Origin of the sequence: Streptomyces sp. RerS4 (genome assembly GCF_023515955.1) — a bacterium.
Classification (GTDB): Bacteria; Actinomycetota; Actinomycetes; order Streptomycetales; family Streptomycetaceae; genus Streptomyces.
On sequence record NZ_CP097322.1, the window covers coordinates 397,764 to 417,231 of the forward strand.

Annotated in this window: 18 protein-coding genes and 1 pseudogene; 11 read left to right on the forward strand and 8 right to left on the reverse strand. The window is 72.0% G+C overall.

All coding sequences use genetic code 11. The features are described from left to right. Window position 1: 1 nt before the first annotated feature. Together M4D82_RS01965 and M4D82_RS01970 are read right to left on the reverse strand one after the other, a co-directional pair. Window positions 2–847: a 2OG-Fe dioxygenase family protein gene (locus M4D82_RS01965; RefSeq protein ID WP_249764332.1), complete on the reverse strand. Its 846-nt coding sequence runs from the start codon at window positions 845–847 to the stop codon at window positions 2–4. Between the two features lie 134 nt (window positions 848–981). Next, window positions 982–2,166, reverse strand: coding sequence for a carboxylate-amine ligase (locus M4D82_RS01970; protein WP_249764333.1), 1,185 nt, complete (start codon window positions 2,164–2,166; stop codon window positions 982–984). Window positions 2,167–2,439: 273 nt separating this feature from the next. Here M4D82_RS01970 and M4D82_RS01975 point away from each other — a divergent pair, with 273 nt between their 5' ends. The 5 genes from M4D82_RS01975 (at window position 2,440) to M4D82_RS01995 (ending at window position 9,102) form a co-directional block, all read left to right on the forward strand. After that, on the forward strand, window positions 2,440–3,555 hold the full coding sequence (locus M4D82_RS01975; protein ID WP_249764334.1) for a C40 family peptidase: 1,116 nt from the start codon (window positions 2,440–2,442) through the stop codon (window positions 3,553–3,555). A gap of 140 nt (window positions 3,556–3,695) precedes the next feature. Then, window positions 3,696–4,232: a hypothetical protein gene (locus tag M4D82_RS01980; RefSeq protein WP_249764335.1), complete on the forward strand. Its 537-nt coding sequence runs from the start codon at window positions 3,696–3,698 to the stop codon at window positions 4,230–4,232. Between the two features lie 232 nt (window positions 4,233–4,464). Then, complete coding sequence (locus M4D82_RS01985; protein WP_249764336.1) at window positions 4,465–7,050, forward strand: molybdopterin-dependent oxidoreductase; 2,586 nt, start codon at window positions 4,465–4,467, stop codon at window positions 7,048–7,050. Beyond that, entirely contained in the window at window positions 7,047–8,036 is a 990-nt protein-coding gene (locus M4D82_RS01990; protein WP_249764337.1) for an FAD binding domain-containing protein, read from the forward strand. The genes M4D82_RS01985 and M4D82_RS01990 overlap by 4 nt, the downstream gene beginning before the upstream one ends. A gap of 229 nt (window positions 8,037–8,265) precedes the next feature. Then, the gene (locus M4D82_RS01995; protein WP_349637033.1) at window positions 8,266–9,102 is read left to right on the forward strand and encodes a hypothetical protein; all 837 of its coding nucleotides are present in this window, start codon (window positions 8,266–8,268) and stop codon (window positions 9,100–9,102) included. 42 nt (window positions 9,103–9,144) lie between these two features. Here the strand turns inward: M4D82_RS01995 and M4D82_RS02000 are convergent, their stop codons facing one another. After that, window positions 9,145–9,798: an SRPBCC family protein gene (locus M4D82_RS02000; protein ID WP_249764339.1), complete on the reverse strand. Its 654-nt coding sequence runs from the start codon at window positions 9,796–9,798 to the stop codon at window positions 9,145–9,147. Window positions 9,799–9,974: 176 nt separating this feature from the next. On the opposite strand from M4D82_RS02000, the gene M4D82_RS02005 reads away from it, so the two are divergent. From M4D82_RS02005 to M4D82_RS02025, 5 genes are all read left to right on the forward strand, one after another. Beyond that, on the forward strand, window positions 9,975–10,628 hold the full coding sequence (locus M4D82_RS02005; RefSeq protein WP_249764340.1) for a TetR/AcrR family transcriptional regulator: 654 nt from the start codon (window positions 9,975–9,977) through the stop codon (window positions 10,626–10,628). A 412-nt stretch (window positions 10,629–11,040) separates the two neighbouring features. Beyond that, window positions 11,041–12,528, forward strand: a complete 1,488-nt coding sequence (locus tag M4D82_RS02010) for a xanthine dehydrogenase small subunit (RefSeq protein ID WP_249764341.1) — start codon at window positions 11,041–11,043, stop codon at window positions 12,526–12,528. Continuing rightward, the gene (gene xdhB / locus M4D82_RS02015; protein WP_249764342.1) at window positions 12,525–14,924 is read left to right on the forward strand and encodes a xanthine dehydrogenase molybdopterin binding subunit; all 2,400 of its coding nucleotides are present in this window, start codon (window positions 12,525–12,527) and stop codon (window positions 14,922–14,924) included. Before M4D82_RS02010 ends, xdhB begins: the two co-directional genes overlap by 4 nt. Window position 14,925: 1 nt before the next feature. Next, on the forward strand, window positions 14,926–15,744 hold the full coding sequence (gene xdhC / locus M4D82_RS02020; protein ID WP_249764343.1) for a xanthine dehydrogenase accessory protein XdhC: 819 nt from the start codon (window positions 14,926–14,928) through the stop codon (window positions 15,742–15,744). 147 nt (window positions 15,745–15,891) lie between these two features. Then, on the forward strand, window positions 15,892–16,326 hold the full coding sequence (locus M4D82_RS02025; RefSeq protein WP_249764344.1) for a VOC family protein: 435 nt from the start codon (window positions 15,892–15,894) through the stop codon (window positions 16,324–16,326). A gap of 99 nt (window positions 16,327–16,425) precedes the next feature. Here the strand turns inward: M4D82_RS02025 and M4D82_RS02030 are convergent. The 3 genes and pseudogenes from M4D82_RS02030 to M4D82_RS02040 all read right to left on the reverse strand — a co-directional run. Next, a pseudogene (locus M4D82_RS02030) lies at window positions 16,426–16,716 on the reverse strand (Tn3 family transposase); the annotation flags it as partial. After that, on the reverse strand, window positions 16,717–16,920 hold the full coding sequence (locus M4D82_RS02035) for a hypothetical protein (protein WP_249764345.1): 204 nt from the start codon (window positions 16,918–16,920) through the stop codon (window positions 16,717–16,719). Window positions 16,921–17,116: 196 nt separating this feature from the next. Then, window positions 17,117–17,449, reverse strand: a complete 333-nt coding sequence (locus M4D82_RS02040) for a 2-oxoglutarate and iron-dependent oxygenase domain-containing protein (protein WP_249771379.1) — start codon at window positions 17,447–17,449, stop codon at window positions 17,117–17,119. Between the two features lie 524 nt (window positions 17,450–17,973). On the opposite strand from M4D82_RS02040, the gene M4D82_RS02045 reads away from it, so the two are divergent. Next, entirely contained in the window at window positions 17,974–18,453 is a 480-nt protein-coding gene (locus tag M4D82_RS02045; RefSeq protein ID WP_249771381.1) for a hypothetical protein, read from the forward strand. Window positions 18,454–18,475: 22 nt separating this feature from the next. On the opposite strand, the gene M4D82_RS02050 is transcribed toward M4D82_RS02045, so the two are convergent. Both M4D82_RS02050 and M4D82_RS02055 read right to left on the reverse strand, forming a co-directional pair. Continuing rightward, window positions 18,476–18,772, reverse strand: coding sequence for an antibiotic biosynthesis monooxygenase (locus M4D82_RS02050; RefSeq protein ID WP_249764346.1), 297 nt, complete (start codon window positions 18,770–18,772; stop codon window positions 18,476–18,478). Between the two features lie 125 nt (window positions 18,773–18,897). Beyond that, window positions 18,898–19,455, reverse strand: a complete 558-nt coding sequence (locus M4D82_RS02055) for a TetR/AcrR family transcriptional regulator (RefSeq protein WP_249764347.1) — start codon at window positions 19,453–19,455, stop codon at window positions 18,898–18,900. Window positions 19,456–19,468 lie beyond the last annotated feature (13 nt).

Consider the following 19,468-nt stretch of genomic DNA (forward strand, 5'->3'; position numbering starts at 1 on the left):
CTCAGAGGCGGGGGCCGTAGGGGGCCAGGCCGATGATGAGGACGCGGCGCTCGCCCGGACCGGTGTCGTCGCCTCGGCGTACGGGGGCGACGTAGTGGCTGACGCGGTGGTCGTGGACGGCGTACCCGTCGAGAGGATCCGTGAGGGTGAAGCGTGCGTGCACCGCGGTGTCGGGGAGGTCGCCGGGTTGGCGGCCGGCGGACTCGGGCGTGGCGATGACGTTCTCGCCGCCGCTCATGTTCGTGGAGCCGATGAAGTGGGCGAAGGTGAACGTCGCCGAGGAGCCGCCGTCCTGGTGGAGGCAGTCGGGAGAGGACACGGCGGTTTCGGCGGCGGCGTCGACGGCCAGCTTGAGCAGGTGGACTCCGACGTAGACCGGGGTGCGGTGCAGATCCTCCAGCCACATGGCGTGCGCGAGGTCGGTGTGGATCAGCCGTTGGAGGAGTGCGTTGCCGTGCAGGGTGGTGGGGAGGTCGGGCAGGCGGCGGCGTACGTCCGGGTACTCCGGGTTGTGGTCGTCCTGCCAGTACTCGGTCACGGTGCCGTGGGTGGGGTCGGGGGCTCCGGGGGTGAAGGCCAGCTGCCCGGTCCAGGGCAGGTATACGGCGTGGGAGTAGCGGCGGAACCGGTGGGTGTGCGGGGCGTAGGGGTCGAGCGGGAGCGTGGCGAAGACCTCTTCGAGCTCGGCCAGGTCCGTGCGGTGCGCGTCCGGGTCCAGGTCGAGGTCGGCGGCGCGGTAGCGGGCGTAGCCCTGCCGGCGGAGGGCGTCGGTGACGGCATTGGTGACGGCATTGGTGCCGCCGTTGGTGGTGTGCGGGCGGTCGTGCAGGGCCGGGACGTGGTTCACGGGGTCCTCCTGAGCCGCAGGGCACGGATCGGCCTCGGCCGGTTGGGTGGGGCACCAGTGGCGGCGTGTCGTGGGGATCCCAGGCTGGCACGGGTGGCGACCCGGCGCCGTCGCATACCCGCCGGTCAGGTGAATTACGGCTTCGCCGCCAGGGCGGCACTCGTTCCCGACGCGGGTCCAGGGGGTGGGCCGGTCAGGTCGTCCACCACCGCGGTCAGGCCGCCCGGCAGCCGGGAGGCGACGCGCTGGCGGTGCGCTCCCGTCCCGCGGCCCGCCAGCCGTCGCAGCAACGCCGTGACGGTCTCGATGTCGCCGTGTTCCTCCAGCGCGGGGCGGATGTGGTCCAGCAGCCGGGCGCCGCGCACCGCCGCCGGCAGGACCTGCCCGGTCAGGGCATCGGGGCCCCGGCCGCTCCAGCCGTCGCGCGTGGCGCTCCAGTACGCGCAGCGCAACAGCTCGGTCGGCGGGTGCGGGGCCGCGTCGCCGCGTCGCGCCGTGTGGGCGGCGGTGACCACCAGGGCGCGGACGACGGCGGCCAGAGCCGCGGAGTCCGCGGGATCCGGCGGGACGTCCATGCAGCGGACTTCCACGGTGGGCAGCCGCGGGTGGGGGCGGATGTCCCAGAACGGCAGCTCCGCGAACGGCATGCCGCCCACCTCCGCGATGGCCGCGGCTTGCTGCCGGTAGTCCTTGAACGACTGCGCGTACGGCGGGGGGCCGAGGCAGGGGAAGCGCAGCCGGATCACCGAGCGCCAGCTCGCGTAGCCGGTGTCGCGTCCGGCGCAGAAGGGCGAGTTCGCGCTCATCTCCACCAGCAGCGGCAGCCAGGGCCGCAGGTGATTGGAGACCTCCACGGCCAGATCCCGGTCGGGCAGGTGGACGTGGACGTGCAGAGCGCTGATGGCGTAATCGTCCATCATCGACCTGAACAGGTCGGTGCTGGCCCGGTAGCGCGGATGGGCCGCGACGGGCATCGGCCCCGGGGGGCGCAGCACCGGTGTGCCCGAAGGGCATACCTTGAGCCCTTCCGCCGCGGCCGCTTGTGCGATGCCGGCACGCAGGCGCAGCAGCTCGCGATGCAGTTGGGAAGCCGACGTGCAGGGGGGTGTCCTGGTCTCGATCTGGAACTCGGTGAACTCACCGGAGACGTCGTCGCCCAGGGCTGTGACAGCGTGTGCCACCACCCGTCCCGCGGCGGGCTCGACCATGCGGGAGCCGGCCCCGACGAGGAAGAACTCCTCTTCGACCCCCACCGTCGGCACCGAAGGATCCTGCCGGTCGTGGTCAGGCACGGCCTGGGCGTCGTCGCTGGGGCTCATCCGTCCAGCATCGCCCGCTCCCCCTGCCGTGTCGCCTCTGACACGGGATGCGTGTGGACGATCGCGCAACTCGCCGGGGCTGGTCTGCGGTCAGGCAGTTCCCCGGCCCCGGAGGCGGCAACGAGGCCGGCGGTCCAGCGGCCGCCCGCAGGGTGTGACGGACACAGCCGCTGATCGCGGCCCCGGCTCCGACCCCGGCCCCGGCCCCGGTTCCGGTTCCGGGGGCCGGACCGGAGTGGTTCGCGGGAGTGCCGTCCTGGACAGGAATGACGCATGTATTCCGTGAAGACCGTCCTGACGGCTACCGCCGCAGCGCTCCTCGTCCTCGCCGCTCCGGCCGCCGCGGTCCCCGCGGCTCCCATCGCCGCTGCCCACTCACCCGCCTCGTCCGCCGCGCCCCGCCCCTGCGACGGCGCCCCGACCTGCTACGTCGACGTGGCGGTCGCTCAGGTCTGGGTCAGCCCCGAACAGGTTCGCCCCGTGGACGCTCCGGCGACCACCAATCCCGCCGACGTCCGCGGCTGGTTGGCCGGCATGTCCCTGGACGAGCGGCGTGAGGTCGCCGGGGAGACACAGGCCCTCCACGGCATCCGGGTGACCGTCGACCGCAGCGAGTGGCACGGCGGTCTGCTCTGGGACCACGTATGGGTGCACGGTCAGCCCACCCCCAGGGACGAGGCCGGACGGGGCGCCTACCCCGGCTGGATTCCCGACCGGCAACTGACCTCGGAGCACCGCCGCCCGCCCGCCGGTACGCACGAGGAACGTGTCGCCCGCCCCACGGCCCGGGGCTTCTCCACCGCCCGCGCCGCGCTCGCCGGGCGCGGATCCGGGCAGGTGGGCGAGTACTCGTACAACACCTCCTTCCCGGTGGAGGCCGGTCCGGTGCCCGGCGTCGTCACCGCCCACTCGCCCAGCGGTGGCCGGGTGTTCTTCCGGGCGGGCGACCTGGCGAGGGTGCCGTCCGCATCGAGCGGCGCGGACGTGGTCGCCGCCGCACGCGCCTTCCTGGGCCTGCCCTACCTGTGGTCGGGTACTTCCGGATTCGGCTACGACTGTTCCGGTCTCACCAGCCAGGTCTACTCCGCGCTCGGCGTGACGATCCCCCGGGACGCCCAACCGCAGTTCGACGCGGGCGGCGGACAGGTACCCGCCGGCTCGGCCGCGGGGGTGCGCATCACCGGTACGGCGGACCTCCGGCTCGGCGACATCGTCGCCTTCCGCCCCGCAACGGGCACGCAGGTCACCCACGTCGGCATCTATTCGGGGACGCGGAACGGCGAACCCATGATGATCAACTCACCTCGAACGGGTGACCCCGTCAAGGAGGAGCCCATCGGCTCCAGCGGCCGCGTCTACGTCGGCGCCACCCGCTTCCTCACCCGCTGACCCGAGCAGCGCGTCGCAGGCCTCGGGTCGCGGGCGCACGAATCGAGCCGGCGGATCGCCGAGTTCGTCGGAGTGCCGAGCGTTGCCGTGAGCTGGGCCGTCTCGTTGACCTGGTCACTCGACCAGAGGAGGCACACCCCATGCTCAGGACGACAACCCCCACCCGGCAGCTCTCGGCGGTACTGGTGACGGCCTCCGTCTTCGTGGGTGCCGCGGGGATCGGCCCCGCGCACGCCGTGGAGCGGTGCAAGGTGTCCTCCAAGACCATCGACGACCCCGCCTACAGCGGCCCTTGGCCCGACAACTGGGACTTCACCGTCAAGGCCTGTGTCACCGAATCCGGTGCGACCATCCGTCACTGGGCGACGGTCTCCTGGGACATGCCCGAATCCTTCGCCGGCCGGCGTCCCGTCTTCAACGCGACGGGTACGAACGTCGAAGTCACGGCGATGATCACCGGGGGCGGTCTGGCCGTGACGAGGCGCACCGACCTGGCTCCGCGTCTCAACCAGGGGAAGGACGGGTCCACGACCCCCGCTTCCTACTCCTCCCGCTGGCCCAGCCGCCACCGCCTCTTCACCGACGTGATCTTGTTCCTCGACTGGAAGGGCGACGGGAAGGGCCCCCAGAAGATCCGCTTCTCCCCTTCGCCCTCCATCCCCGGCTCATCGCGGTGAGGCCGGCATCCCACCCGACAGCCTCGACCACCGCCCGGAGTTCTACGCCCCGAACGACCCCGGCTCCGCCGAGGCCCTGCGGAGGCTGATCCGGTAGAGCTCCTGGTCCGATGGCGGGCACAACGGCCTCGGCGGGCGCGCGCCGGACTGCGCGGGGGCCGGGAACGGGATATCAAGGAGCGTGCAGGTGAGCGTGAGGCCCGACGGTCGCCCCGGCTGAGGAGTACGTCTCGTGGAGTTCGAGGTCAATGGCGCCCGGTGCGCGGTGGACGTGGACGATGACCCGGCCGCCGTGGAGGTGGTGCGCGACCGGCTGGGCCTGACCGGCACCAAGCTGGTCTGCGCCGGCGGGGTGTGCGGGGCCTGCACGATCCAGGTCGACGGTGAGCCCCGGGTGTCCTGCCTGACGCCGGCGGTCCGGCTGGCCGGCCGACGGGTGACGACGGCGGAGGGCCTGTCCGGCCATCCGGTGGCCCGTGCCTTCGCCGGCGAGGACGCCCTCCAGTGCGGCTACTGCACCCCCGGGTTCGTGGTCGAGGCGGCGGCGTTCTTCGAGCGGTGGCGGGCCGCGCACGGCCGCACTCGCCCGGGGCGGGAGGAGATCTCGGACGCGTTGGCGGGCCACCTGTGCCGCTGCGGCGCGTACGAGGGGATCATCGGCGCGGTGGCCGCCGCCTGCGCGGGCGACTACGACTCGGCGCCGGCCGGTGCCGGTGCCGGTGCCGATGGGCAGGCGCCGGCGGTCCCGCGCGTCGAGGCCCCCGAGAAGATCGACGGGTCGGCCCGGTACACCACGGACCACCGGCCCGAAGGGCTGCTGCAGGGGCTGATCATCCGTTCTCCGCACGCGCATGCGCACGTCCGGTCCCTGGAGGCCGGAGACGTCGCGCTGGTGTCGCTGCTGCCTCCCGACGGCGTGGTGCGGTACGTCGGGCAGCCGGTGGCGGCGGTCGCGGCGCCGGACCGGGCCGCCGCGCGGGCGGCCGCGGCGCGGGTCAGGGTGGACTACGAGGTGCGGCCCGCGGCCCTGGACGCACGCCAGGCCCGGACCGGCGAGGGACCGTTGGTCTACGAGGACAAGGCCGCGCGCAAGCGGGCGCCGGGAGCCGGGGAGACCCCCCAGTTGGTGCCCGCCCGCTGGCGCGGCAACCTGCGGGGCCCGTCCGCGATGAGCCGGCGCCCCGCCACGGCCGTGCGCCGCATCCTCGAAGCCCGGAGCCGCGACCCCGAGCGGGTGGTGGAGGGCGTGTTCACCACCGCCGCGCAGACGCACACTCCGCTGGAACCGCACGCCTGCCTGGCCCAGTGGGTCGACGGCACCCTCCACCTGGAGGTGTCCACGCAGTCGGTGAAGCAGGTGGCCGAGCTCGCCGCCGAGCGCTTCGGTGTGCCCGTCGATCGGGTGGTGGCGAAGGCCGTCCACGTGGGCGGTGGTTTCGGCTGCAAGATGGGGATGACCTCCGATGTCGTCGCCGCGGTGGAGTTGGCCCGGCTGCACGGCGCACCCGTTCGGGTGGTGCTGGACCGGGACGAGGAGCTCGTCGATGGCGGATACCGGCCCGGCGCGCGGATCCGGCTGGCGATGGTCGCGGACGCGGCCGGCGATCTGAGCGCGCTGGCCATGGACGCGGACTCCGACAGCGGGATCGCGGTGGGTGGCACCGTGGCCGCACTGGCCCGGTTCATGTACGGCAACGCCCCGCGTCGGCTCCGTGACTTCGACACGGTCACCCACCGGCCCCCGGGCGCACCGTTCCGCGGACCGGGCGGACCGACGATGTGCTGGGCCCTGGAGCAGGCGGTGGACGAGATGGCCCACCGGCTCGGTCAAGACCCGATCGCCCTGCGCCGCCGCTGGGACGGCAACCCCAAGCGGCACGCCCTGTACGACTGGGCCGCGGCCCTTCCCGTCTGGTCGGGGCGCCGCGGCGGCACCGGGCGCTTCCGCAGGGGCGTCGGCGTCGCGGCGGGCAACTGGCTGTACTTCCTCGATCCCGCCACGGAGGTCGAGCTCACCGTCGAGGACGGGCTCGTCGTCGCCCGCTGCGCCGTGCAGGACATGGGCACGGGCGCGCGAACCGTGTTGCGGCGGGTCGTCGCCGAGGGCCTGGGCGTGCCGGAGGCACGGGTGCGCGCCGAGGTCGGCCACAGCGACGCCGTCCACGGGCCGACGTCCGGCGGCAGCCGTACGACACCCTCCATCGTGCCGGCCGCGGTGGACGCCACCCGCCGGCTGCTCGACGCGCTCGGCGGCGGTGACGTCACCGCCCGGCTGGATTCGGCGCACGGCGTACGGGTGACCGGCCGCCGCCCCCGCGACCGCCGGGGTTTCGTGACTCCCTTCCTCACCATGGGCGGCGTGGCCATCGGCCGCGGCTTCACGGGATCGGTGCAGGTCGCCGAGGTCGAGGTGGACACGCGGCTGGGCCGGATCCGACCGCTGCGTGTGTGGAGCGGCGTCGCCGCGGGCCGCATCCACGCGGAGCGGTTGGCCCGCAACCAGTGCGAGGGCGCCGTCGTCCAGGGGATCGGCTACGCCCTGTACGAGGAGCGGCGCACCGACCCGGTCACCGGACGGGTGCTGACCGAGAACCTGGAGGACTACCGCGTCCCGGGTATCGGCGACACCCCCGAGATCACCGTCCACTTCCATCAGGACGGTTTCGAGCACGTTCCCGGTGGCGGTGTCGGTCTCGGCGAGATCGCGACCCTGCCCACCGCGGCGTGCCTGGCCAACGCGGTCCACGACGCGACCGGGTGGCGCCCGTACGACATGCCCATCCGCCCCGACCGGCTCCTGGAAGGACTGGGCACATGAGCGGCGAGCCCGCCCTGGCCGACCTTTCGGCCGCCGTCCTGGCCCGCGGCGGGGAGCTGCGCGCCGGCGGCACGGACACCACCGCCCGACAGCGCAGTGGCATCTCCCCCGGACCGTTCACGGACCTCGGCGGAGCCGGCGGCACCGGGGGCACGGCCGGCACCGGCGACCTGCACGGGTGCACGCCACTGCCCGGTGGCGGACTGCGGATCGGCGCCCTGACCACCCTCGCCACGCTGGCCACCGACCCGCGGGTCCGGGGCGGCTGGCCGGCCGTGGCGCTGGCGGCCGGGAGCGCGGCCACTCCGCAGATCCGCGCCGCCGGCACCCTGGGAGGCAACCTCCTTCAGCGCAACCGCTGTTGGTACTACCGCAATCCGCACGTCAGCTGCCTCCAGAAGGGCGGGACCGACTGCCCCGCACGCCAGGGCGACCACCACTTCGGCGTGGTCTGCGGTGACGGCCCGTGCGTCACCCCGCACCCGTCCACCCTGGCGATGGCCCTGCTCACCTACGATGCCGAGGCCGAGGTCCACGGCGAATCCCCGCGCGGCGTGGCCGACTTGTACGGGGACGGCGACCGGCTCTTCCGCACCGACCACCTGCTGCCGCCGGACCGCATCCTCACGGCGGTCCGCCTGCCCGCACCCTGGCCCGGCGAACGAGCCGCCTGCCACCGGGCCACCAGTCGGGCCCACGCCGAATGGCCCCTGGTCGAGGCCACGGTCCGGCTGGCGCTCGACGGCGCCACCATCACGCACGCCGCCGTCGCGGCGGGCGGGGTGGCGCGCGTCCCGCTGCGGCTGCCGGAGGTGGAGGCCGCCCTGATCGCCCACGAGGCCACCCCCGGGGTGCTCGCCGCGGCGGCGGCGACGGTACTCGCCCGTTGCAGGCCGCTGCCGCAGACCGGCTACAAGGCGACCCTGTTCAGGGACACCGTCCTGGAAGCCCTGGAACAGGCCGTCGGACCGCCTGCCGCCGACTAGTGGGGTCCTGTGGGGCATGGCCGGGGCGGCTGTCACCGGCCCGGTTCGACGAGCCGGAGCCGGGGCGGTCACCGCAACGAACTCGCCGTCCACTCCCGGAGCGCCCTGTGCGTGGGTGGCCGTGAGGTTCACACTGTCGGGGTCACCGTCAGGCGAGCGAAGGGGTGGGATGGACAGGGCAAGGGTTCCCGATACCACGACCGACCAGTCGACGCCGGGCGCCGCCCCCGTGGGCAGGACCCCGTTCGATGACCTCTACGACCAGCCGGATCCGCGCGCCTACTTCCGTGTGCTGGGCGCGTTGGACTACCAGACGCCCCATCATGCCCAGGGAGTCTTCCGACGCATGGCCGCCCACCGGACCGCCCGGGAGGCGGGACGTACGGGAGTGCTGGACCTCTGCTGCTCCTACGGCATCAACGCGGCCCTGCTCAACCACGACCTGTCGTGGGACGACTTGTACGCCCACTACACCTCGCCCCAGGCCGACGCACTCACCACCGCCGAACTGATCGAACGGGACCGTGCCTACTACGCGGCCCGCCGGCGCCAGGACGCGGTACCCGTGGCCGGACTCGACGTGTCGGCGCCCGCCCTCGACTACGCGCTCGCGGTCGGCCTCCTCGACCACGCGTTCCCCGAGAACCTCGAAACCGGCCCGCCGTCACCGGCCCTGCGCCGCGCCATGCGCGGCGTCCACTCGATCACGGTGACGGGCGGAGCGAGCTTCCTGTCCCCTCGCACCTTCGAGCCGCTCCTGGCCGCTGCCGACGCGCCCGTGTGGATCGCCGCTTTCGTTTTGCGTACGGGCTCCTACCAGCCCATCGCCGCGAGCCTGCGCTCCCACGGACTGGTCACCGAGAAGGCCACCGAATCGACCTTCCCCCAGCGCCGTTTCACCAGCGCGCGGGAGCAGCAGTACGCCGTTGAGGCGGTGGCCGCCACAGGCGAAGACCCGCACGGGCGTGAGACCGAGGGCTACTTCCACACGGCCCTGTACGTGTCGCGACCTCCACAGGACACCGTGGCGATCCCGCTCGCAGCACTGACACAAGCTCCGAGGTAGGCCCGTAGGCCCGTGGGCCCCACCTGCCGAAGCATTGACGATTCAGCAACTCCGGTCGGAACCCGGCAGGCGCCTGCAGGACTCGGCGGTGGTCTTCAGGTCGCTCAGCCATGCTTCGAGTCCCTGGCGGAGGAGGGCGGTCGCGGTGGGGACGTCCGCGTCGACCTGGGGGCCCGTATGGCTCTCCTCGGTGCTGACCCGGACGCCGCCCGGGACCTTGGTGAAGTTCCACACGTGGACGCCGTCGATGTGCAGTCCCTCGCCGATCGCGGGGCCCGTCCAGCGGATGCACGAGTGGTGCCCGAGCTGTTCGACGGTGGAGGTGATCTCCAGGCTGGTGGCCGGCGTCGGGTTCGGGGGTAGCGGGGTCGTCCAACGGAAGGCCGAACCCTTGCGGAGGGAGCCGTGATCGAGGCGTTCGGCGGTCGTCACGGGAGTCTGCCAGGACGGCCAGCGCTCGATGTCGGTCTGCAGCTTCCAGACCGTGCGCAGCGGTGCGTCGATGAGGATCTCCGCCCGGTGTCGGACGCGGGCGTCGGGGTCGACGCCGGCACCGCGGCAGGTGAGGGACTTGGCGGGGCGGGGGTCGGTGGAGGCGACCGCCCCGGCGGGTAACGCGGCGGCGCCGAGGAGGCCGACGACGAGTGGGATGGTGAACAGGGCGGCGCGGAGGCCGGTGTGGCGGATGCCGGACATGGAGGTCCCCTTTGGCGTTCGGTGGGCGGGCGGTGCCGAGCGAGAGCGGCAGAGCCTCAAGCGATGGTTAGAAGGTATAACTCCGCCTGAGTGAAAGGCAATAGGATGCGTGATACCTTCTCACCAACCCTGAGCGCGGGGCGGGTTGACGGGTTGACGGGGAAGGGCGGCTGGTCATGGCCGGAACGGGCGCGGAGACCCCGCGTGAGCGCTACCGCACCCAGGTGCGCGCGGAGATCAAGGAGCACGCCTGGGAGCAGATCGCCACGGCGGGGGCGACGGCGCTCTCCCTCAACGCGATCGCCAAGCGGATGGGCGTGAGCGGACCGGCGCTCTACCGCTATTTCGCCGGCCGGGACGAACTGATCACCGAACTCGTCCGCGACGCCTACCGAAGCCTCGCCGACACCCTCCGCGCGGCCTCCGCCGCCGGCGCCGACCTGGCCGGGCTGGCGCAGGCCCTGCGCGCCTGGGCCCTGGCAGACCCCCAGCGGTACTTCCTGATCTACGGCACCCCCGTCCCCGGCTACCGTGCGCCCGAGGACACCACCGCCATCTCCGCCGAGATCATGACCACCCTGCTCGACGCCTGCACGACACCGGCCCCGACCGGCCCCGCGCGGCCGTTCGGCACCCACCTGGCGGAGCACCGCGACTGGGCCGGCGATCACCCCGCCCCACCCGAGGCCCTCCACCGCTTCCTGGCCTTCTGGACCCGCCTGCACGGCGTCCTGTCCCTGGAACTCGCCGGCCACTTCACCGCCATGGGCTTCGACCCCGCCCTGCTGTACGCCGCCGAACTCGACGACCTTCAGGCCCACGGCAGCTGACGCCGCAGGAGCCGACGTAACAGGCGAGCCTCGGGGAATCGACCCGGACCGGCTTGACCGATGACCTGCTGCGACGTAACTTCGTCGGCACCGACTCGTGAGCTGATCGAACTCGAAGGGGGCAAAGCCGGATGCACACCATCTCCGCACCGCTGCCCCTCGCTCACCAGGTCGCCTGGGCTCCGGGTCGCGTCGCACACGGCTGCTGAACAGCCCCCCGCTGAAACAGCCCCCTTCCCGGCGTGCCCCTTCGCGGCCCCGGAATCGTTTCCTCTCTGTCACCGCTTACGGCACATCATCGCGTGCCGACGTGTCGCGCTCTGGGTTATCGAGCCGCGCCACCGAAAGAGAAAGCTCACGACATGGCGACTACGACAGTCAGATCGACCGCGCCCCGAGACGGGAACGTGCCGTGGTAGCGGCGCGCGTCACGGTCAACGGAAAAGAAGCGCCGATTTCACCGGCCGCACCGCACAGCACGGTCCTGGACTTCCTGCGCGAGCGTGGCCTCACCGGCACCAAGGAGGGCTGCGCCGAGGGTGAATGCGGAGCCTGTTCGGTCCTGGTGGCCCGTCCCGGGGTGAACAAGCCCACGGACTGGGTGGCGGTCAACGCCTGCCTGATCCCCGTCGCGGCGCTCGACGGTCAGGAGGTGATCACCTCCGAAGGTCTCGCCCCAGCCGGCGAAGCCGGCATGCCGGCCGCGTTGCACCCCGTGCAGGAGGAGATGGCCGTCCGCGGAGGCTCCCAATGCGGCTACTGCACACCGGGGTTCATCTGCAGCATGGCCTCCGAGTACTACCGCCCCGACCGCTGCCCGCACCCGAACGCCGACTCGGACGCGGGCCCCGACTCGGGTGACGGCACCGACTCCGAGCACGGTCCGAACGGCTTCGACCTGCACGCGCTGAGCGGAAACCTGTGCCGCTGCACGGGCTATCGTCCGATTCGCGATGCCGCGTTCGCCGTCGGTGCGCCCACCGAGGACGACCCCTTGGCGCAGCGTCGCGAGCAGTCCCCGCCCGCGCCGGTCGCCACCGAATACACCCGGGACGACGCCACGTTCCTCCGGCCGAGCAGCCTGCCCGACGCGCTGCGGCTGCTGCGCGAACGGCCCGACGCGGTCGTCGTCGCCGGCAGCACCGACTGGGGCGTGGAGGTGAACATCCGTTCCCGCCGGGCGAATTGCGTGGTCGCCGTCGACCGTCTGCCCGAGATGCGCGGGCTGCGCGTGGAATCCGACCACATCGAGATCGGAGCGGCGCAGACGCTGACGGAGATCGAGCGCCGTCTCGACGGCGCCGTCCCGCTGCTGGCGGAGCTGTTCCCGCAGTTCGCGTCCCGGCTCATCCGCAACAGCGCGACCCTCGGCGGCAACCTCGGCACCGGGTCCCCCATCGGTGACAGCCCGCCGGTGCTGCTCGCGCTGGAGGCGTCGGTGGTCCTCGCCGACGCCGACGGTGAGCGCGAGGTCCCGCTGGTGGACTACTTCACCGGCTACCGGCAGAGCGTACGCCGCCCCGGCGAGCTGATCCGCGCCGTGCGCGTCCCGCTGCCGCTGTCGCCCGTCACGGCCTTCCACAAGATCGCCAAGCGGCGCTTCGACGACATCTCCAGCGTGGCCGTCGCCTTCGCGCTCGACATCGAGGACGGGATCGTCCGCAAGGCACGCATCGGCCTGGGCGGCGTGGCCGCCACCCCGATCCGCGCCCTCGCCACCGAGGCGGCCCTGGAGGGCAAGCCGTGGACGGCGGAGACCGTCGATGCCGCGGCTCGCGTGCTGCGGGCCCAGGGCACACCGATGAACGATCACCGCGCCAGCGCCGGCTATCGCTCCGCGATGCTCGGCCAGAGCCTGCTGAAGCTGTACGCGCGAACCACCGAGGCGGTGTCGTCATGAGCCAGTTGTCCGAGCGCCCCGAAAACCCTGTCGTCGGCGTGTCGATGCCGCACGAGAGCGCCCACCTGCACGTCACCGGCGCCGCGCTCTACACCGACGACCTCGTCCACCGCACCAAGGACGTCCTGCACGCCTACCCGGTCCAGGTGATGAGGGCCCACGGCAGGATCGTCGCGCTGCGCACCGAACCGGCGCTCGCCGTGCCCGGTGTGGTCCGCGTCCTGACGGGTGCGGACGTGCCCGGCGTCAACGATGCCGGGATGAAGCACGACGAACCGCTCTTCCCGGACCATGTCATGTTCCACGGGCACGCCGTGGCCTGGGTGCTGGCCGAGACCCTGGAGGCGGCCCGCATCGGTGCGGCGGCCGTCGAAGTGGAACTGGACGAGCTGCCCTCCGTGATCACGCTGCGGGAAGCGATCGCGGCCGAAAGTTTTCACGGCGCCCGGCCCGTGATGCTGACCGGCGACGTCGACGCCGGCTTCGAGGACTCCGCGCACGTGTTCACCGGCGAGTTCCGGTTCTCCGATCAGGAGCACTTCTATCTGGAAACGCACGCTGCGCTGGCCCTTGTCGACGAGAACGGGCAGATGTTCGTCCAGAGCAGCACCCAGCACCCCTCGGAGACGCAGGAGATCGTCGCCCACGTACTCGGCCTGCACAGTCACGAGGTGACCGTGCAGTGCCTGCGCATGGGCGGCGGCTTCGGCGGCAAGGAGATGCAGCCGCACGGCTTCGCCGCCATCGCGGCGCTCGGCGCGAGGCTGACCGGTCGGCCCGTTCGGGTACGCCTCAACCGGACGCAGGACCTGACCATGTCCGGCAAGCGCCACGGGTTCCATGCCCAGTGGAAGATCGGCTTCGACGCCGAGGGCCGCATCCAGGCCCTGGACGCCACCTTGACCGCGGACGGCGGATGGAGCCTGGACCTGTCCGAGCCGGTGGTGGCCCGCGCGCTGTGCCACATCGACAACACCTACTGGATCCCCAACGCCCGCATCGCCGGCCGCATCGCGAAGACCAACAAGGTCTCCAACACCGCCTTCCGCGGCTTCGGCGGACCGCAGGGCATGCTGGTGATCGAGGACATCATGGGCCGGTGCGCGCCGCTGCTCGGGCTGGATCCGATGGAGTTGCGCGAGCGCAACTTCTATCGGCAAGGGCAATCGACGCCGTACGGGCAGCCGGTCGCCCACCCCGAACGGATCTCCACCCTCTGGCGTCAGGTTCAAGACGACGCCGACATCGCCGGGCGCAAGCGCGAGATCGCGGCCTTCAACGCCGCGCACCCGCACACCAAGCGGGCGCTCGCGATCACCGGGATCAAGTTCGGGATCTCGTTCAACCTCACGGCCTTCAACCAGGCCGGGGCTCTGGTGCTGGTCTACAAGGACGGCTCGGTCCTGATCAACCACGGCGGGACCGAGATGGGCCAGGGCCTGCACACCAAGATGCTGCAGGTGGCGGCGACCACGCTGGGCATTCCGCTGCACCGGGTACGGCTGGCTCCGACGCGGACCGACAAGGTGCCCAACACCTCCGCCACCGCCGCGAGTGCCGGAGCGGATCTCAACGGTGCGGCGGTGAAGAACGCCTGCGAGCAGATCCGCGAGCGGCTGCTCCGGGTGGCGGGCACCCGGTTGGGGGCGAACGCCTCGGACGTGCGCATCGTCGACGGTGTCGCACGCGCCCTGGGTGGGCACGAGGAGCTGGCCTGGGACGAACTGGTGCGCACCGCGTACTTCCAGCGGGTCCAGTTGTCGGCGGCGGGCTTCTACCGGACCGAGGGTCTGCACTGGGACGCGAAGGCGTTCCAGGGTTCGCCGTTCAAGTACTTCTCCTACGGGGCCGCCGCGGCCGAGGTGGAGGTGGACGGCTTCACCGGCGCGTACCGCATCCGGCGGGTCGACGTCGTGCACGATGTCGGCGACAGCCTGTCCCCGATGATCGACATCGGTCAGGTCGAGGGCGGTTTCGTGCAGGGCGCGGGGTGGCTGACGCTTGAGGACCTGCGGTGGGACACGGGTGACGGGCCGAACCGCGGTCGGCTGCTGACGCAGGCGGCGAGTACCTACAAGCTGCCGAGCTTCTCGGAGATGCCCGAGGAGTTCAACGTCAGGCTGATGGAGAACGCCACCGAGGAAGGCGCGGTGTACGGGTCCAAGGCCGTGGGTGAGCCTCCGCTGATGCTGGCGTTCTCGGTTCGAGAAGCGCTCCGGCAGGCCGCCGCGGCGTTCGGGCCCGACGGAATCAGCGTGGAACTCGCCTCGCCCGCGACACCGGAGGCGGTGTACTGGGCGATCGAAGCGGTCCGCGGGGGTGGGGTGCCGCACGACGGTCACGCGCCCGACGACGGGCAGGTCGCGACCGGTGCGCGTGCTGTGAGCAATGCCTGACATGACATGGGTCGCCGCGGTCGCGCGGTTGCGGGCGAGCCGGGAACCCGGTGTGCTCGTGACCGTCGCGGCCGTGCGCGGCCACGCGCCCCGCAAGGCGGGTGCCAAGCTGGTCGTGGGACGGACGGAGACCTGGGGTTCGATCGGTGGGGGCAACATCGAGGCCGTCGCCATCGATCGGGCGCGCGAGTTGAACGACGCGGCTCGTCAGGAGCCCGAGCTGATGGAGTTCGCCCTCAACGACAAGGTCGCCGGCCCGCACGGGGTGCAGTGCTGCGGCGGGGCGGTCACCGTGCTGCTCGAACCACTGCCGGTGGTCGAAGCGGTGGCGGTCTTCGGCGTCGGGCACGTCGGACTGGAGCTGGCCCGCATCCTGGCCCGCCACGACCTCGATCTGCACCTGGTCGACAGCCGCTCCGACATGCTCACCGACGCACGGCTCGACGTGCTCGCGGACGCGGTGGCGCAGGTCCACGTGCACCACACCCCGTTGCTTCCGGAGGAGGTGCTCACACGGTTGCCGCCCGGCACCCACGTCCTGATCATGACCCATGACCACGCCGAGGACGCGGCGCTGTGCGACGCCGCCTTGCGCACCGCCGGTCTCGGCTCGATCGGGTTGATCGGCTCGCCGGCCAAGTGGGCGCGGTTCCGGCAACGTCTGGCCACCGAGGGCGGCCATGACGCCTCCACCATCGACCGGATCAAGACCCCGATCGGACTGCCGGGGATCACCGGCAAGGAACCTGCCACGATCGCCGTCAGCGTCGCGGCGGACCTGCTCCGGACCTTCGAACGGTCGGTCACCGGCAGCGCGTGAGACACGACACGGACCGCGCGGCAGGTGGGCAACGCCCCGCGATGCGACGGGGCTTGATCAACGGTGGCGGGGTCGGCGAGCGGTTTGTCGGAGGGCGGTGCGAGGATGGCGGAGGACAGGGACAGGTTTCGAGTGGTCGGAGGCGGCATGGCCAAGGAATTCCAAGTGACGTACGACTGCGCCGATCCGGGCGCGCAGGCGGTGTTCTGGGCCGAGACGCTGGGCTATCGCGTCCAGCCGCCGCCCGAGGGCTTCTCCGACTGGGCGGCCGCGCTGACGGCGTGGGGCGTGCCGCCCGAGCACCACAACGACCGGTCGGCCATCACGGATCCGGAGGGGAAGGGGCCGCGGGTGTTCTTCCAGAAGGTTCCGGAGGGAAAGACGGTGAAGAACCGCCTGCACCTGGACGTGCGCGCCGCACCCGGTCTGACCGGGCAGGAGCGGATGGCCGCGCTGGAGCAGGAGGCCACCCGACTGGAGGGGCTGGGAGCGAAGCGGCTGTACCGGCTCGAACCCAACGACCAGGACGAGGGGATCATCGTGATGACCGACCCGGAGGGAAACGAATTCTGCCTGGACTGACCGCTGAGTGTGAGCGCCGCCGGCCTCGGCGCTGGTGGGCGGACTGGCGACGGGGCCGGGAATGCTCCTGACCGCCCGCGCGGTTGCATGGGTGGGAGCATCGCAGCTGCGCGGGCGACGCAGGGGGAAGGGCCCGAAGGAGTACCGGCCCAGCAGGTTGACGTGGTGGCGGACGAACGGGGAGAGGCGTGCGACGTCCTCGTCACGGACGTCGAAGCCGTCCGCGCGAAGCTGGGTGACGGCGGCGTCCATGTACCTGGTGTTGAACAGCACCAGCGCGTTCAGCAGCAGGCCGAGCGCGCCGATCCGGTCCTCCATGCCGTCCTGGTAGCGCCGGCAGAGCTGCCCGGCGCGGCCGTGGAAGATCTTTCGCACGAGCGCGTGCCGGCCCTAGCGGAGGATCCGACGGGTGGTCGCCCGTTCCGGGTAGCACCTCATCAGCATGCCCGTGACGTGGGGGCCGTGGTGCAGCGTCTCCTCGCCGCGTCGCCCGCCCAACGGCCGCATCCGCGCGTCGAAGTGAGGCTCGTGGAAGTACGCCGGCGCGTACCGCTCCCGCTCCGCGAGCCGGACCCGGTACGGGATCCCCTCCACCGCCCCGCGCGTCAGGAACTGCAGGACGTCGCCCAGGGCACACGGTCAGCACGCCCGGCTCGGGCACCACGTACCGCCAGTCCTCCGCGCCCTCGGCCGCCCGGCCGAACTCTCCCGGCCACCCGGTTCCGCGACCGCCGCTCACCGTCCACGGGCGGCCGTACGTACAGTCCGCCCACGTCGTCCTGCGCCGCGATCACCAGCAGCCCGTCATCGCGCCACGGGTCAGCCCGGTCAACTGCCGTGCGCCCGGGGCGCCCAGGCCCAGCCCCAGCGCCAGCGCGACGAGCCGCAGGATCCGCTCACCGAGCTCACCGGGCCACGGCACCGGGCCGGTGACCGTGAAGATCTCCGGCTGGTCCGGCAGACCGGCCGTCCGCTCCTCCCCGGACTCGACGTATCCGCTGTACGACAGATCGTCGACGCAGCAGTGCTTCAACCCCAGCGGGAGCCGGAAGAAGGCGCGCGCCGCGCACAGGGCGGCGTCGGTCGTCTCCTCCGGTCGCGGATCCCGCCGGACCTGGAAGATCCCGTCCTGCTGCCAGGCCCGTACCGTCCTCTGCCTCCTGCGCCCGTGGCCTCCTGCCCAGCAGTACGGCCAAGGCGGTCAGAGGTTCGGCCCGCCCCGCACCGGTGGCCGATTCCGGCACCACCTTCGCGTTCACTCCACACACATCTGCCCAGCTCATCGCCCGAGTCCGCTCCCTCCGCCCTCTTCCGTCACCCCGGACTCCCCCACCTGAACGGCCCGAACCCGCCGCATCAACGCCGGGCAGGGGCGGGGCGGGCCCGGCATCCCCCGGTGCGCGACCGTGCGTACGCGGCGCGCTGACCTGCGTGTTCAACGGCTTGGCCCACCCCCGTACCCGGTCGGTGGGGCACGGGTCCACCCGGGAGGCTCGCCCTTCGGGAAACGCCAGACCGGCGCCTGGTCAGCGGTCTACGGTACGGACATACCGCACCACCTGCTGCGGTCACACGAGGAGGAACCCTGTGACGTCGTCGCCCTGCGACCCTGAGAACGCTCCCGCCGGCGATGTCGACGCGGCTCTCATGATGATCGACTCGCGGCTCAAGGCCATCTACGACGGCCGGACCGAGGTCGATCCCGAGCAGCGGCAGTTGATCGACCACCTCACGTCATCCATGGGGCCCCAGGACGTCGATGACCTGTTGGACGGTGCGTGCACGCTGATCTACATGTTCATGCAGTGGCTGCGCATGGCCTACGAGGACCACGACAAGGACGTCATCGAGTACGTGGTGCCCAACCTCGTGGCCACGATGCGCAGGATGCCGCGGAGCATCCGCCCCGAGGCCATCCCGACCATGGCCGGTCTGGTCATCGCGGCGGGCACCGGCCTGAGCCCCAACCTGTGGCGCAAGCAATACGGAGACTGGACCGAGGTGGAGATGAAGCCCCTGGAAGCCACGGCCTTCCTACTCGCGGAACACATCAACCGCCTCACCGAAGACCAGGACTTCGCCACCCGCATGATCAGCAACGCCCTGACCAGCGCGGGCCAAGACTGACGCCATCGGCTACGGCGAGGAGTCAGGTCAGGGAGGCAAGCACGAAGTGCCGGACCCGAAGGGGCTCTACGAGGTACTCCTCCTCGCCCGGCAGGACCACGGGCTGGTCACGCCAATGCTCGCCGGCGTACTCGACCAAGTCCTGTTCACTCCGCCACCGGCTGACGTACAACAGCGAGTCAGGCGGCGCGAGCAGTACCTCGTGGTCCACCAGACCCGGGTGGCGTCCGGGGAACTCACGCACCGCGGAGACGATCACGCCGCGGAACTCTTCGAACCGTTCAGGACGTACGCGTGCCTCACTCACCCTGATGATCACGCGCAACAGGGTGTCACACAGGCCCCGGTGAAGGCACCGGGACCCGTGCGTTCCGCTTGAACGGCTCCGCGAGGCGGGGCTTCCCGACGAGCGGTTCGCCGCGGACGTGGGGGCCGCGCGTCGGGCTACCGTAGGGCGGCGGCGACCAGGCCCTGGAGGGCCTCGCGCGGCACGTCGCCGCCGTTCACCAGCCGGTCGAAGACCAGTCCGTCGACGCAGGTCAGCAGGGTGTGCGTACGGTTCTCCACATCCGTCACGCCCTGCCCGGCGAGGAACAGCCGAACGGCCTCGCGGCCGGCGTTCTCGCGGGGTGCGAGGATCTCGCGCAGCTCCGGATCGCGGACGCTCTCGATACTGCAGGCGTAGCGGGCGAGTGAGCGGCGGCGGCCCTCGCCGGTGAGCCGCCGGCGGGTGAGCGCCACCATTCCGTCCACCAGATCCTCGGCGGTGCGCAGGGGCGGGAGCCGCTCGCCCATCGTGTGCAGTTCCGCCTGGTCGAGTTGGACGAGACGCATGACGAGTCCGGTGAGCAGCGCGGCGCGGGTGCGGAAGTACGCGGACGTGGTGCCGGGTGGCAGGGCCGCTGTGCGATCGACCGCGCGGTGGGTCAGGCCGCGGATCCCTTCGTCGGCGAGTACGTCGAGAGCCGCGTCCGCGAGGAGGGTGCGCCGATCCGAAACCATGGGTCCTTTCTAC

Excerpts from the sequence above, each read along its gene's own strand:
- M4D82_RS01980 (WP_249764335.1), top strand. The coding sequence starts at position 3,696 with ATGCTCAGGACGACAACCCCCACCCGGCAGCTCTCGGCGGTACTGGTG.
- M4D82_RS01975 (WP_249764334.1), top strand. The coding sequence starts at position 2,440 with ATGTATTCCGTGAAGACCGTCCTGACGGCTACCGCCGCAGCGCTCCTC.
- M4D82_RS02000 (WP_249764339.1), bottom strand. The coding sequence starts at position 9,798 with ATGTCCGGCATCCGCCACACCGGCCTCCGCGCCGCCCTGTTCACCATC.
- M4D82_RS01990 (WP_249764337.1), top strand. The coding sequence starts at position 7,047 with ATGAGCGGCGAGCCCGCCCTGGCCGACCTTTCGGCCGCCGTCCTGGCC.
- xdhC (WP_249764343.1), top strand. The coding sequence starts at position 14,926 with ATGACATGGGTCGCCGCGGTCGCGCGGTTGCGGGCGAGCCGGGAACCC.
- M4D82_RS02025 (WP_249764344.1), top strand. The coding sequence starts at position 15,892 with ATGGCCAAGGAATTCCAAGTGACGTACGACTGCGCCGATCCGGGCGCG.
- M4D82_RS01970 (WP_249764333.1), bottom strand. The coding sequence starts at position 2,166 with ATGAGCCCCAGCGACGACGCCCAGGCCGTGCCTGACCACGACCGGCAG.
- M4D82_RS02005 (WP_249764340.1), top strand. The coding sequence starts at position 9,975 with ATGGCCGGAACGGGCGCGGAGACCCCGCGTGAGCGCTACCGCACCCAG.
- M4D82_RS02045 (WP_249771381.1), top strand. The coding sequence starts at position 17,974 with ATGATGATCGACTCGCGGCTCAAGGCCATCTACGACGGCCGGACCGAG.
- M4D82_RS02055 (WP_249764347.1), bottom strand. The coding sequence starts at position 19,455 with ATGGTTTCGGATCGGCGCACCCTCCTCGCGGACGCGGCTCTCGACGTA.
- xdhB (WP_249764342.1), top strand. The coding sequence starts at position 12,525 with ATGAGCCAGTTGTCCGAGCGCCCCGAAAACCCTGTCGTCGGCGTGTCG.